We start from the raw sequence: 13,892 nt of genomic DNA on the forward strand, positions 1-13,892 counted from the left end.
GCACTCGGAACCGAAAGCTGACAGCTCGAGAACAGAAGAGTAACAGGACCAAATCGAAGGTTCGTGTAAGGGTTGAGCATGTTTTCGGTGCGCAAACCCAGAAGGCAGGAAATTTGCTTGTAAGAACAGTCGGCCTGGCAAGGGCGACGGTGAAGATTGGGATGAGAAACCTTGCTTACAATATGGATCGGCTGGGCACATTGCTTGTAACATAGCAGGAAAATGGGTTTCAGGGCGATTGAGTTGTTCGCTGCAACCCCAAAAACACGAAAATTTAAATGTTGAATTGACCCTGATTGCCATATTTATCGCATAATTAAAGACGCTGGGGAATAAACCATTTATTCGAGATTCCCTTAAATGGTTAACATTGCCATTACTAGTCTCTGCAATTGTTATATCGTGCGTCCCTGTACCTTCTCATGGATAGTATCAAATCTTAAATAACGGTTTAATCGTTAGGTTTTGAGGAAGATGTATTTTTTTAGATAGAATAGGGTTATCAATAGTTGCATTCCTCCGGCCTTCCAATTTACCCACATACCGTATTGCAATTATTGATAATCCTGAAGAACTGAACTGCGGAGCGGATTTACAGCCGGGAGCTCGGCGCTATGGGGATTGAGTGGTGATTTTATTTGTTGATATTTGATCTGGAATCAACATTGATACGGACATATTCCAGCCTTTGCTATCAGAATTGACTTTTGGGGAGAGATTTCTCTATAAACCGTGTCGTTCAAGTTTTATACCTTGCGCGTATTTGTCATTTTCACCCGTTCAAGACGTAGCTCTCCTGTTAACCCATCCACTGGGGCATTTACAAGTCACACGATCTTGTCAACCAGCCCAAGTCAGGACGTATCGTCATAAGCTGATTCAGTAATCGGCATGAGGTATACCATCTTCCCCTTGCCGCACTGCGGGCAGCAAAAGATGTCAATGCCGATTAGCCGCAGCATCATCTCCTGAACACTCTCAACCAGCTTATCCACGTATGCTATGGGTGTACCGATTAACTTGCGAATCAGCTCAATGCAAGTTTTCTTGTTGGCATGGGCCAGGAATCCGTAATAGCGGATCTTGGTAAAACCTCTTGGGAGCACGTGCAAAAGAAAACGCCGGATAAACTCATAAGCGCTGATGGTGAGTTCTTTTTCTTTGTTGTCGTCACTGCGATCTCGATACTTGATTCGTACTTGGTCGTTTTCGATTGCAACAATCCGATTGTTAGTGATCGCTACTCGGTGCGTGTAACGGCCCAGATACTCAAGTACCTGCTCCGGCCCACCGAAGGGCTGCTTGGCATAAGTAATCCACTGCTTGTCCCATAACACTGTAAGAAGTTGCTGGAACTGTTTTTCGTCCCGATACTTCTCAGCCCTGCCATTAAAAGACAAACTGTTCTTACGGTAGGTCTTTTCCAGCTTGTTCAGATATCGCCTCTGGAACTCCTTAGCTAGGGACTGCACCTTGAACAGATATTTTGTTCTGGCACCGATCCATTTTTTACGATCTAATGCAAGTACTCCTGCCGGGATGATGCAGTGCAGGTGAAAGTGGTCCATGAGTTTCTGATTCCATGTGTGGAGCACGGAGATGAAGCCGAGTTGGCCTTCAAGGCGCCACTGCGAATCACGGGCAAAGACCTGCAAAGTCTCTTTAACGGCTGTAAACAGCAGAGCCAGCATGATGCGCTTATTAACCATGATAAGGGAATTGAGCTCATGGGGTAATGTGAAGACATTGTGGAAGTAGGGGCAGGGCAGCAACTCTGCCTTCCTGTTATTGAGCCATTTCTCCTTGACCATTGTCTGGCATTTGGGACAATGTCTGTCCCGGCAGGAGTTGTAGGCATTTTGTGTATGGCCGCAGTGATCGCACGCTTGGATATGTCCTCCGAGAGCTGAGGTACGGCACATCTCAATGCGCTTCATTACTTTGTATTGCTGAGAGGTAACTCTGTTTTTATCCCGGAACTGTTGTCCATAGCTGCGGAATATATCAGCCACCTCCGGTGATCTGTTATTATCTTTCATCTTCCCCCTCCTGCGGTTCATCCATCAGATCGAGTGGACTCTTGATTTGGACGTACCGGGACGGGACCAGATGCAGATAGATCGTGGTTGTTTCTATTGCGTTGTGTCCGAGCAGTTGGCTGATTGTATAGAGATCGTAACCTTTATAGAGCAGATGTGTGGCAAAGCAGTGGCGAAGGGTATGGAGGCTGCACTCTTTGGTTAAGCCGATTTTTTTTAGCATCATACAATACCTGAGATACGGAAACGTTGGTGATATGGGTCCCGGGCTTCTGTCCGGGGAACAGCCAGTACTTCGGCTTATATTCAATCCAATAAGCCCGCAGTTCATGCAGCAGGTGTTCCGAGAGAACTGTATAACGGTCTTTACGCCCTTTGCCCTGTTCTATCCGGATCACCATCCGTGACGGATCACTTTCAATATGCTCGGGTTTTAGACGTATGGCTTCCCCGACCCTGAGCCCGGCGCTGTAGATGGTCTTGAGCATGACCCTGTGCTTGAGGTTGTCGATGCAATTAAGGAGCTTGCTTACTTCTTCCATGGACAACACTGCCGGTAACTTTCTCCCCATTGGGCGCGGTGGTAAACCAAAACGATCATCAACTTCCCGACCGCAGATATGGCGATAAAAATAGTTGATACCGGCGAGATAGGCTTTACATGACGAATGAGCCAGTTTCTTCTCAAGGAGCAGATGGCGAAAATACTCCCGGACTTGATCATTACTCAGATGTTCCGGGGATGTATTGTAGTGGTTAGCCAGGCATCTGACTCCGCTGATATATCCCTTTTGGGTCTCCTTGGTGAGACCATAGAGTTCCATGTGCTCAATAAATTTGTCTTTGATTGGATTAGGCATGATTTACCTCCCTGGTTGAGATGAATAGGATTGGTACTGCTTAATCCAATTTATCAAAAATCCAGGCAGAGCAAAAATCATGATCAGGGAAGTGCCGGGTTAACTGGGAGGCTGATGTTATTGCAAGAGGGGAGTATTGGTTTTTCTGCGCAGCGGAGCGTAGCGGTTCAGTTCTTCCTGTCCATTCTCAGGCAGATCAAACCGATAAGCTGCTCCTTTTCTAACCATAGCAGTGGAAAAAACTACGCTGAAAGCGAGCAGCAGGGAAGAGAAATTCCATTCTCACTTAATGTGGGTCCGCACCCATTATTGCGGGCCTCATTCCCACTAATGTGGTCCCATTGGCAATTAAAGTGGGTCGAGCACCATTCTTATTGTCAAATAATGTGGGCCGAGATCTGGCTTGATTGCGGGTCTGGCCGTTTATCTTTGCGGGTCACTACAACTAGTTCCATCATTGGTCAGGCAAACAAACTCCCTCTGACTCAAAACGGGTCTCAGATTTTTTTATCAGTTGCGGATAAAATGAAAACCCTTGATCAACACCACGATATCTCAATGAAAAAAGGTGAATAAAAGCTCCCACCCGTAGAGAATTAATGGTTTCCCCTTGTCATTTTAAGGGATTCCCCAATAGACAGAAACAACTTTTTCATCCAAAATAACCACAACCAATAAGTGTCGACATTCGTCACTTTAATAGCATTTTAATCACAGTTTTACAGAAAGATAGCGTTCAATATCATCACTAGCTACTAGAGCATATAACATGAAAGCGAAAACAGCAATAGCAACAGATAATGCTCCCGGGGCAACAGGATCGTATTCCCAGCCAGTAATGACAGGGAATTTACATTTCACCTCTGCCCAGCTGCCTATTGATCCGGCAACCGGGATTATGGTTGAAGGGTCTATTGCAGACCGGGCGCACCAGACGCTAAAAAAACTTGCTGCTGCAGTAGTAAAAGCTGCAGGTGCAACACTTGAAAATGTTGCAAAAACAACAGGCTTTTTATTTAATATTGGTGACTTACAAGAATTCAACACCGTTTATGTCGAGTATTTCGCATCTCCTTTTCCAGCGAGGAATGCATTCTAGGTTGCAGCTCTTCCTTTTGGGCGCGGATATTGAAATCGAAGCAGTTGCAATGATTAAGTAAAATCTCTAATAATCTGAAAGTTACAGGGTATACAATGAATCTGACACAGTTCCCCAGAAGAAATTATGTACAAAGCGCAACTCCCATCGAAGCGCTTCCTGCCTTTTCCAAGGCTCTCGGCGGCAAAGTAAATATTTTCATTAAGCGGGATGACCTGTTACCAGGTTGTGCCGGTGGCAACAAGACCAGAAAACTTGACTATTGCATCGCAGATGCTCTGGAAAATGGTGCGGACACGATTATCACCTGCGGCGCTGTCCAGTCTAACCACTGTCGGCTCACCCTCTCCTGGGCTGTTAAGGAAGGTATGGATTGTCATCTCGTTCTCGAAGAGCGTGTAGCTGGGAGCTATAAGAAGGACGGTTCCGGTAATAACTTCCTGTTCCAGTTGATGGGGGTGAAGAGCACAACCGTTGTACCGGGTGGTTCCGATATGCTTGGTGAAATGCAGAAACTTGCAGAGCAACTGAAAAAAAATGGAAAGAAGCCGTATATCATTCCCGGCGGAGCATCAAATACTATTGGCGCTACCGGGTATGTGGCCTGTGCTCAAGAGATTCAGCAGCAACTGTTTGAGAGCAATTTGACCATTGACCATATGGTTGTACCAAGCGGTAGCGCAGGTACCCACGCCGGTATTGTTGTCGGCATGTATGGCACCAACGCGGGCATTCCTGTATCCGGTGTTAACGTCAGTCGTAAAAAAGATGTTCAGGAAGAACTCGTTCACAAGCTCGCTGTAGAGACCGCTGAGCGGCTTGGTATGCGTGAGAGCCTGCCGGCAGATCAGATCACCTGTTTTGATAACTACGTTGGAGAAGGCTACTCTATCCCGACAGACGGCATGACCGAAGCGGTCAAGTTGCTTGCCCGGACGGAGTCAATTCTGCTTGACCCTGTCTACTCAGGAAAGTCGATGGCAGGACTTATTGATCTTGTTCGCAATGATCACTTTGCCCCAGGCTCTAACGTACTATTTCTGCATACTGGAGGGTCTCCGGCTCTCTATGCGTATCTTGATACCTTTTAGATCATTATGATCGTTTTTCAATAACCGGTCTATTGTAGGGGAGGTTCGTTAATAGGTTACGAACTAACAAAAAAGAAACTTAGTTAATTACCAACAAGGAGAACGTAAAATGAAAAAAATCAGAATTGTCAAAAATGTTTTCATGGTAGTGTCCATGTTTATTTTTAGCATCGTTATCCCGATCAGCGCTATTGCTGGAGATTACCCTAAGAGGCCGATAACTATTATCGTGCCCTACTCGGCTGGAGGTTCAACCGATATCCAGGCCAGAATGATTGCCGCACATATGAAAACCAAGTTGGGTCAACCGGTCAATGTCATCAACAAACCAGGTGGTGGTGGTGCAATCGGAATGGTGGCAGCAAAAGCAGCTCGCCCTGACGGCTATACAATAATTCTGACCGCCTCTGGACCGGTATCTGTAACCCCATTTCGAACCAACGCAGGTTTTGACCCGCTGAAGGACTACGAGTTTATGGCACAACTTAGTTCAAACGATTTTTCGTTAAACGTTAACAGCAAATCAGGCATTACTACCTTTAAAGAATGGGCTGAAATTGCCACTAAAGATCCTGCAAAAGCAACGTATGCTACTCCTGGAGCAGGATTGCAAATTCACCTTGTAATGCTAGAACTGCTGGAAAAAATGAACCTGGATCTCCCACATGTTCCTTTTAACGGTGCATCGGAGGCTATTGGCCAGCTTCTCGGTGAACACGTCTTTTCAGCTATGGTAGCATTACCTGATAGTATTACTCAATATGAAGCTGGAGCAATAAACACTCTCGCCGTTGCCAGCGACAAAAGACATCCTAATGTCCCCAACGTACCAACCATAAAAGAACAGGGTTATGATGTTGTTGCCGGCGGTTGGTTTGCATTCATGGCTCCAAAAGGCACACCCAAACCGATTATCGAAAAACTTAATTCATCGATCGCTTACGCTTTGGAGCAGCAGGACGTTATAGACAGGTATAAAAAGCTTGGACTGGACATCAATTTCACAAACCCCGAAGCATTAAAAACCTTTGTGACAAACCAATGCAATAAGCATTCTGCCATTGTTAAAAAATTCGGACTATAATTTATAGCCAACATTACGGAGCAGGTTTTATCACTTGCTCCGTAGAGGGAAGTAAATGAAAAACAAAACAGACTTTTTCTCGGCAATTGGATTATTGGTTCTTGTAGCTTTTGGATTTACCTCAACCTCAAAGATCCCTCCTCCTTCATCATTGAGCTATTTTGGCCCCGCCTCATTTGTTAATTTCATTTTGTTCTGCTTGGGTGGGTGCGCTTTGATTCTTGCAATCAGGTCTTTTCGTGAGCACCAATCACCAAGCAAAGCAAAAGGCGTTGTTGGTTGGCGCAGCTTACTGTTTACCTTGTTGTTCGGTAGCTATGTTTTTCTCTTTCTGAAAATCGGTTATTTGATATCAACAGCCTTATTTCTTTTTTTATGCCCCTTGTTATTTGGCCGAAGGAAAGTTTTGCAAAACACATTTTTCGCAATTAGCAGTACCGTATTATTGTGGGCTGTATTTATCAAACTGTTTAACGTGCCTTTACCATAAATAGAGGTTGAAATGATTGAAAATATCCTTTACGGACTTTCGTTTGCTTTTTCTTTGTCTGCTATTTTTGCAAATATAGTTGGAGTCGCCCTTGGTATTACTTTCGGAGCTCTTCCAGGGCTTACGTCCACCATGGGCGTGGCATTGCTCATTCCTTTAACTTTTGGCATGGAGCCTGTTATAGCTTTTAGTGCTTTATTAGGAATGTATATAGGTTCGGTCTATGGCGGGTCTCTGACTGCAATTATGATCAATACACCCGGTACACCTGCTGCAGTGGCAACGTTGCTCGAAGGACCTGGGCTTACAGCTAAAGGTCAAGGCCGTAAAGCTATGGAAATGGCCACGATAGCCTCATTTGTGGGTGGTTTTTTCAGCTGTATGGCGTTGACCCTGGTCGCACCACAACTTGCTAAAGTAGCTCTCTCTTTTGGGCCACCGGAGTATTTCGCTATTTCGCTGTTTGGGCTGTCTATTGTAATAGGTCTCTCAACCAACGAACTATTAAAAGGTGTTATCGCAGCCCTTTTAGGTCTCCTTATCGCCACCATCGGTATAGATTCGGTTTCAGGTACTGTCAGAAACACCTTCGGTATTCCGGAGCTGCTCAGTGGCGTAAGCCTGGTTCCAGCGCTTGTGGGACTATTTGCGATATCGCAAGTATTATTGAAACTTGAAGAGTGGGTGGAAACCAGGGTCGAAACATATTCACCCACGGTTCCAATAAGTGGGGAAAAAGACCGACTTACCTTAAAGGATATGCATAATAACTTTTGGACTATTATAAGATCTTCAGTAATAGGGACATTTGTTGGTTTAATCCCGGCAACGGGTGGCGGCACTGCATCGTTTATAGCCTATAATGAGACTAAACGAACCTCGAAAGAACCTGAAAAATTTGGTTCCGGTCATCTTCCAGGTGTAGCAGCAACCGAGGCAGCAAATAACGCGACAACCGGAGGGGCACTCATCCCTTTGCTTACCCTGGGTATTCCTGGTGACATGGTTACCGCAGTAATGCTCGGCGCACTGATGATTCAGGGGCTGGCACCAGGGCCACTGCTTTTTCGAGATAATATGCCAATCATCACTGGAATTTTTATAGCTTTGATGCTGGCAAATGTGTTCATGCTTATCCTTGGGTTCAACTCTCTCCGATTTTTAAGTAAAATAGTTGCACTACCAACAGGATTACTTTTGTCATTTGTTTCCGTCCTCTGCCTTCTCGGATCTTATGCAATGGCAAACTCTGGGTTTGATGTGCTTGTTATGGTTTGCTTTGGAGCTATTGGTTATATCTTGACTCGTTGTGGCTTTCCTTTAGCCCCGCTACTTCTGGCAATGATACTTTCCCCTCTGCTGGAATCAAATTTCCGACGATCGATGATCATGTCTCAGCAGGATTTCTCTATTTTTTTTACCAGACCGATATCTCTGGTGATCATCATTATTACCATTCTGTTTCTTACGAAAACGATATGGGATGAAACTCGTCGACGCCTCAAAAAGGCACGCTCTGAAAACATAAATAAGGTGAGTAGCATCTCATGATAGATACTTTATTATTAAACGGTTCGATTATAGATGGGACAGGGGCACCGGCTTACTCCGGTTCTGTTGGCTTGCATAACGGACGAATAATCATGATCACTCGACCGGATGGTTCCGGCACCGCTGAGCTAATAAATGCCAGTGCTAATAACGTCTTTAATGTCGACGGACTGACTATAGCCCCTGGTTTCATCGATCAGCACACCCATTCAGACATCACTCTTTTAGCTGACGGTAGGGGCAATAGTCAAGTTTGCCAGGGAGTGACTCTTGAGATCATAGGGCAATGCGGTTTTAGTGCATCCCCATGCCATTCCCCTGAAATTGTAAAACAAAGGATGATTGGCTATCACTCTTCTGTCGATGTGAGCTGGAGCAGTTTCGGTGAATACCTTAATTGTGCTTCAGAGCATCAACTCGGCTTAAACGTGGCAGCCATGGTTGGCCATGGGGCACTACGATGGACAACAACAAGAGGTGTATCTCGTCAAATAACCCGAGAAGATGTGGAGCAAATGACACAGCTCCTCCGTGAATCTTGCCTGGAGGGTGGTTTTGGTCTGTCATTAGGATTGGAATATGAACCAGGCTTAAGTGCCAATGTGCAAGAGTTGCAAAAACTAGCCGCTGTGACAGGACGTTTGAATCTTCCCGTCAGCTCCCACATTCGTAACAGAGACAAATACTTTGACTTGGCTGTAGCTGAGATGTGTAGCCTCTCACGTAACAGCGATGCGGAGGTGATTATCAGCCATGTAAATCCTAAATTTGGAGCTCCAGAATCTGCCATGGAACAGATTCTGGAAACTGTTTTGGCTAGCCGTAATAGAGGAATTCAAATTTTCATGGATTTAATGCCTGATATCTGGGCAAACACCTCAATGATTTCCATACTTCCGACCTGGGCATTTAAAAATGGAATTGAAGGAGTAGTTGAGCTGCTGACAGACGACAAGATGCGTAGTCGCATTAAACAGGATTTAAAACCGATCTGGCAACTGGTTCTTCAAGGAAGGTGGGAACTCATTTACCTGATGCATGCTGAAAACTCAACAGAACTCATAGGTAAAAGTTTCTACGAAATCAGCAAGGAGCGTAAAAGGCCTGCTGACGATTGTCTGCTAGATATAATACGAGATGAAGGGCTGGGGATGGTCAATCTGCTCTGGACCGCAAAAAACTTTAAAGAAAATGATGTAATAACTGCTTTGAGCGATCCTTATTGCGGGGTAATCTCAGACGCACGAACCCACTCTCCAGATGGTGTTTTAAAAGATCGTAGAGGAGCCCTTGCCACCTATGGTTGGGCTGCGCATTTTCTGAATCGATATGTTCATGTTCTAAATAAATTACCTTTAGAAGATGCTATCAGACGCCTTACTATGCTACCTGCAACACGGTTTGGCATATCTGACCGAGGGAGAATAGCACCCGGGGTATGGGCAGATATTGTTGTATTTGATCCAATAAAAATTAGAAGCAACGTTTCCTTTGATAATCCTGCTAGCTATCCATCTGGAATCAAACATGTGTTTTGTAATGGTCAGGCAGTTGTTTTAGATGGCGTTCGTACCAATAACAACCCTGGCAAAGTTATTAAATCCTACAACTATCGCAAATAAACTATCATTACGAGGAATTACTGAAAGTTCTGTCGCAAAGTTTGTTACGGATGTGTCCTGCATTGCCAGCAGCCAATAGCAGAGTCGAGTTTGCAACAGAACCAAAAACTACGTAAAACGTAGAAACCAATCAGCTATTCCCGGCTGAATTTTATGTATTTGAAAATATGTACTATTTAAGTTTGAGCTTTCGTAAACATTTGACACAAGACATGAGTGCAATAGACTGAAATAACAGAAAATAAATATCAACAAGCCTGACATTTTTTACTTGACATGCCCAGTAAAAAATGTCGCGCGTTTTCTATGGTATATCAATCTCATACATAGGGAACGCGATGAAATTATCAGCATACAATACAAGCAAAGCCTTAACCCTGACATTAGCAGGCAGAAAAGTGAGAAAACACCTCAATGCAGATTCACTTCTTGCAGCAATCCGGCAGGATTTTCAGAAAATCCCGGACAGCCGAGGTGCGAACTCGAAAATAACTCTTGATGATGCCTTGATGTCTGCCCTTGCAATGTTTCAGCTCAAAGATCAATCGCTTCTGGCCTTTGACAAAAGACGTAGTGAAGAAGATCATAATCTTCGTTCTGTCTATGGTCTTTCCAATATCCCTTGTGACAGCCAGATGCGTACAATTTTGGACCCGTTACCCTTGTCTGCTCTGAGAGCCCCATTCCTGTCTGTATTCAGACAAATACAACGAGGGAAGGACTTTGAGAAGATGGCCTATTATGATGGGCACTATCTCCTCAGCGGTGACGGCACCGGCTTCTACAGCTCTGAAAAAGTTTCATCACCGTATTGCATGGGAAAAAAAAGCAGGAATGGGAAGATCCTGTACCATCAACAAATGTATGCAGCCTGCTTTGTCAAACCAGGAAGTAAAGTTGTCATCCCTGTCTTTCCAGAGATGATAACCCAGAATGACGGTACCAGTAAAAATGATTGTGAGCGCAATGCTGCCAAAAGATTTTTCAAGGATTTCAGGCGTGAACATCCTCACCTGAAAGTCATTGTTGTCGAAGATGCACTCAGCAGTAACGGACCACACATAAAAGAACTCAAAAATCACGACCTACGTTTTATCCTCGGTGCTAAACCAAAAGATCACAAGGCGCTCTTTAAAGAGCTGGACCGAGCTACAAATGAAGGTCGAGCATCTGAGATTCAATTCCTGGATCCAGAAGATCAAAAGACAGGTCATATTTTCAAATACCTGAATAATGTACTGCTCAATCAATCCCATCCCGACCTTTTGGTCAACGTGCTGGAATACTACCAGGTTAACAAGAAAGGTAAGGTTACGGAATTCAGTTGGGTTACAGATATTGAGATAACAGATGACAATGTCTACCAACTGATGAGGGCCGGACGAGCACGGTGGAAGATCGAAAATGAAACGTTCAATACCTTAAAGAATCAAGGGTATAACCTTGGCCACAATTATGGTCTTGGCAAGAAGAACTTGAGTGGGATTTTCACTATCCTGATGATGTTGGCTTTTTTGGTAGACCAGGCGCAGCAATTAAGTTGCTGGTTATTCCAGGCCGCACTGATCAAGGGGAGAATAAAGAGAACCCTGTGGGAGCTTATTCGTTCTACAATACAGTTGTTTGAAGTTGACTCCATGGAAAGGGTTCTGCGCATTATAGTCTTTGGAAGCAAGGAGGCGTTCAAGACGTAATGGTTTCTTGCTTGATTGAAAATCAAATTGTCAATGATCAAGTGCCCTTGAAAACCGATGTTTTCATAGGGGATTGGGTGAGTATGCCCGAAAAACGTGTATTTTTAATAAAAAATGGTCATCAAAACTGAAGAATTACGGTTGAGGTCTCATCTTACTGGTAAACTAAGAATAGTAATGGTTCGATTAGTGGTAATTCCTCTTTTTTCATTGAGTGAAATGCCATAACGGGAATAGCTGGAAACCAATGAATGAACAACATAAGACACCAGGAATGAATCAACTCAAATGCAACCCGTGGAAAATGAATAAAAAACAGTTTAACCGAAGAAATTCTGTGGTAAGAAACGAAAGATAGGCTGGGGCCCTACCGTTCATTCATTCATGGAGTCGCATCATGATCATCACGCGTCACGGAAATCTTGTTTCTTACAATAAACGGTCCAATACGCCCCTTAAGAGCAGCTGTCTTGGTTTATTTTCCATGAAGTGGCTTGCTGCTCTCCTCTTACTATCCATGGTCGTGGGGACGGCCTGCACAAACGCCAGAGCAGCGGCCATAACCCTTACTTTCGCCACGAACACGGCCCCTGTGGGCCTCAGGGGCCAGGCCGAGAAAGCCTTTATTGATGAGGTGGAACATCTAAGTCAGGGTAAAATTCGCATAACCTCCTTCTGGAAACAATCATACCTCCGAGACCAAGAACTCCTTGAGGGTATTAAGGACGGCAGCGTGGATATGGGCCACGTGAACATCAACTACTACCCCAAACGGTTGGTGGTCAACAGCGTCATGTCCCTCCTGCAACAAGGCCCCTACCACTATGCAAACCGCATATGGGCCTATGACACCATCTACAATAAGATCCCCCAGCTCAACGCCGAATTTACAAAATTCAATCAAAAAATCATCTATACATACTCGCCACTGCCCATGGAAGGTGTCTTTACCCGGCCTGTGACCTCCCTTACCGATTTCCAAAACCTTCGGGTTTACACCCCCAGACGATGGATCATGAAAATCTTGGAAGAAGTGGGGGCCGTGCCCATCTCCATTCCTTGGACCGACACCTTCATGGCTTTAAAAACCAACGCCATAGAGGGGGTCTACACAAACATCGATGCAATTCACCGTGTCGGCTTAGACAGCGTGGCCCCCAATATCCTGATCTTTCAACCCTTCTGGATCCCCCTCCCTTTCCACATCACTATAAACCTGGATACCTGGAACCAGTTGCCCCAAGATATCCAGCTGATCATCCGCACAGCTTCGACAAACTCGAAACGCCACTTCGCAGCACATTACGAGAACATGCTAGATGAAATTGTCGCAGCTCAGAGAGAGGCGGGGTGCCAAGTTGCCTTTGTCCAAAAAGAGGATATGGACACCTGGCTTAAGCTTCCCGAGATAACAAAGGTGGAACAGCTATGGATCAAGGAGGTGAGCCAGTTCATGCCCACCGAAGAGGCTTGGGGAATATTGGAAAAAATCGAATCGATCGTTAGCGAAGGCATCCGAAAAGACAGTCGGCCCAAATACACCCACCCGGAAATAAATTGCCCCTGAGCGAAGCGAATATCTCGAACGAATAACGACAAGCCAGGAACGAGAAACGCTTTTCTCAAAACCCCAACTCTACCAACCCTTTGATGATGGCGTACTTGGTCAGCTCGGCTGTGCCGGAGAGTTTTAGTTTCTTCTGGATATTCGACCGGTGGGCTTCCACAGTCTTAGGACTGATGAAGAGCTGCTTAGCGATCTCCCGGTTGACGCGGCCTTCGGCGATGAGCTGAAGCACTTCCCGCTCCCGGTCTGAGAGCTTCTCCAGCCCCTTAGGTTCGTCGCTCCCTCCCTCTTTCTGCTTCACGTAATATGTGATCACCTTATTGGAAATGTCCGGACTCAAGTAAGAGTCCCCTTCATGGGCTACATGGATGGCCTTGATGAGGTCGCTGGTAGCTGACCGCTTCACCAGATAACCGGAAGCCCCAGCCCGCAAAGTCTCGAAAATGTACTCCTCGCTGGTGTGCACGGAAAGGATCAGGATTTTCAGGTCAGGGAACCGTTTCTTCAGCTGCCGCGTGGCGTCCATGCCATTGAGCTCCGGCATGGTGATATCCATGAGCACCACATCGGGCATAAGCTGCTCCACCATATTGATGGCCTCCCGACCGTTCTCCGCTTCCCCCACCACCTCGATATCAGACTCCACATACAAAAGGGCACAAAGCCCCTTCCTTACAATGGTGTGGTCTTCCACCACAATCACTTTAATTTTTGCCATCTTCATTCTTCCTTTATGGACCTCCGGGGACAAAGTGAGCCACCTTGAAAGTTGGTTGCGAATACTCCCGCCTTTCG

12 protein-coding genes and 1 pseudogene are annotated in these 13,892 nt (G+C 45.4%); 10 read left to right on the forward strand and 3 right to left on the reverse strand.

From position 1 onward, the window contains the following. The coding region (locus JWH17_RS16600) for a transposase (RefSeq protein ID WP_205223768.1) at positions 1-215 on the forward strand (215 nt) is incomplete at its 5' end. 639 nt (positions 216-854) lie between these two features. Here the strand turns inward: JWH17_RS16600 and JWH17_RS16605 are convergent. Beyond that, positions 855-2,039: an IS91 family transposase gene (locus JWH17_RS16605; RefSeq protein WP_205223770.1), complete on the reverse strand. Its 1,185-nt coding sequence runs from the start codon at positions 2,037-2,039 to the stop codon at positions 855-857. Then, positions 2,029-2,899: pseudogene (locus JWH17_RS16615) on the reverse strand (tyrosine-type recombinase/integrase). Before JWH17_RS16615 ends, JWH17_RS16605 begins: the two are co-directional and overlap by 11 nt. 30 nt (positions 2,900-2,929) lie before the next feature. On the opposite strand from JWH17_RS16615, the gene JWH17_RS16620 reads away from it, so the two are divergent. From JWH17_RS16620 to JWH17_RS16660, 9 genes are all read left to right on the forward strand, one after another. Continuing rightward, entirely contained in the window at positions 2,930-3,475 is a 546-nt protein-coding gene (locus JWH17_RS16620) for a hypothetical protein (RefSeq protein WP_205223774.1), read from the forward strand. 193 nt (positions 3,476-3,668) lie between these two features. Then, positions 3,669-3,998 (forward strand): Rid family hydrolase, encoded by a 330-nt coding sequence (locus JWH17_RS16625; protein WP_205223775.1) that lies wholly within the window; start codon positions 3,669-3,671, stop codon positions 3,996-3,998. 95 nt (positions 3,999-4,093) lie between these two features. Beyond that, positions 4,094-5,089: a D-cysteate sulfo-lyase gene (gene cuyA, locus JWH17_RS16630; RefSeq protein ID WP_205223777.1), complete on the forward strand. Its 996-nt coding sequence runs from the start codon at positions 4,094-4,096 to the stop codon at positions 5,087-5,089. A 109-nt stretch (positions 5,090-5,198) separates the two neighbouring features. Next, positions 5,199-6,173, forward strand: a complete 975-nt coding sequence (locus JWH17_RS16635) for a Bug family tripartite tricarboxylate transporter substrate binding protein (RefSeq protein WP_205223779.1) — start codon at positions 5,199-5,201, stop codon at positions 6,171-6,173. 55 nt (positions 6,174-6,228) lie between these two features. Continuing rightward, a complete protein-coding gene (locus JWH17_RS16640; protein WP_205223781.1) occupies positions 6,229-6,663 on the forward strand; it encodes a tripartite tricarboxylate transporter TctB family protein in 435 nt (144 codons plus the stop codon). 12 nt (positions 6,664-6,675) lie between these two features. Further along, positions 6,676-8,214: a tripartite tricarboxylate transporter permease gene (locus JWH17_RS16645; protein ID WP_205223782.1), complete on the forward strand. Its 1,539-nt coding sequence runs from the start codon at positions 6,676-6,678 to the stop codon at positions 8,212-8,214. Beyond that, complete coding sequence (locus tag JWH17_RS16650) at positions 8,211-9,836, forward strand: N-acyl-D-amino-acid deacylase family protein (protein WP_205223784.1); 1,626 nt, start codon at positions 8,211-8,213, stop codon at positions 9,834-9,836. The genes JWH17_RS16645 and JWH17_RS16650 overlap by 4 nt, the downstream gene beginning before the upstream one ends. A 338-nt stretch (positions 9,837-10,174) precedes the next feature. Beyond that, complete coding sequence (locus JWH17_RS16655; RefSeq protein ID WP_205223786.1) at positions 10,175-11,530, forward strand: transposase; 1,356 nt, start codon at positions 10,175-10,177, stop codon at positions 11,528-11,530. Between the two features lie 397 nt (positions 11,531-11,927). Further along, on the forward strand, positions 11,928-13,097 hold the full coding sequence (locus JWH17_RS16660) for a TRAP transporter substrate-binding protein (RefSeq protein ID WP_205223788.1): 1,170 nt from the start codon (positions 11,928-11,930) through the stop codon (positions 13,095-13,097). Positions 13,098-13,152: 55 nt separating this feature from the next. On the opposite strand, the gene JWH17_RS16665 is transcribed toward JWH17_RS16660, so the two are convergent. Further along, the gene (locus tag JWH17_RS16665; protein WP_205223789.1) at positions 13,153-13,815 is read right to left on the reverse strand and encodes a response regulator; all 663 of its coding nucleotides are present in this window, start codon (positions 13,813-13,815) and stop codon (positions 13,153-13,155) included. Between the last annotated feature and the right edge of the window lie 77 nt (positions 13,816-13,892).

The organism is Desulfogranum marinum (assembly GCF_016918565.1).
GTDB classification, from domain to species: domain Bacteria; phylum Desulfobacterota; class Desulfobulbia; order Desulfobulbales; family Desulfobulbaceae; genus Desulfogranum; species Desulfogranum marinum.

What these genes read in the sequence shown, in the direction of transcription:
- JWH17_RS16665 (WP_205223789.1), bottom strand. Translation starts at nt 13,815, where the DNA reads ATGGCAAAAATTAAAGTGATTGTGGTGGAAGACCACACCATTGTAAGG.
- JWH17_RS16605 (WP_205223770.1), bottom strand. Translation starts at nt 2,039, where the DNA reads ATGAAAGATAATAACAGATCACCGGAGGTGGCTGATATATTCCGCAGC.
- JWH17_RS16635 (WP_205223779.1), top strand. Translation starts at nt 5,199, where the DNA reads ATGAAAAAAATCAGAATTGTCAAAAATGTTTTCATGGTAGTGTCCATG.
- JWH17_RS16650 (WP_205223784.1), top strand. Translation starts at nt 8,211, where the DNA reads ATGATAGATACTTTATTATTAAACGGTTCGATTATAGATGGGACAGGG.
- cuyA (WP_205223777.1), top strand. Translation starts at nt 4,094, where the DNA reads ATGAATCTGACACAGTTCCCCAGAAGAAATTATGTACAAAGCGCAACT.
- JWH17_RS16625 (WP_205223775.1), top strand. Translation starts at nt 3,669, where the DNA reads ATGAAAGCGAAAACAGCAATAGCAACAGATAATGCTCCCGGGGCAACA.
- JWH17_RS16640 (WP_205223781.1), top strand. Translation starts at nt 6,229, where the DNA reads ATGAAAAACAAAACAGACTTTTTCTCGGCAATTGGATTATTGGTTCTT.
- JWH17_RS16660 (WP_205223788.1), top strand. Translation starts at nt 11,928, where the DNA reads ATGATCATCACGCGTCACGGAAATCTTGTTTCTTACAATAAACGGTCC.
- JWH17_RS16655 (WP_205223786.1), top strand. Translation starts at nt 10,175, where the DNA reads ATGAAATTATCAGCATACAATACAAGCAAAGCCTTAACCCTGACATTA.
- JWH17_RS16645 (WP_205223782.1), top strand. Translation starts at nt 6,676, where the DNA reads ATGATTGAAAATATCCTTTACGGACTTTCGTTTGCTTTTTCTTTGTCT.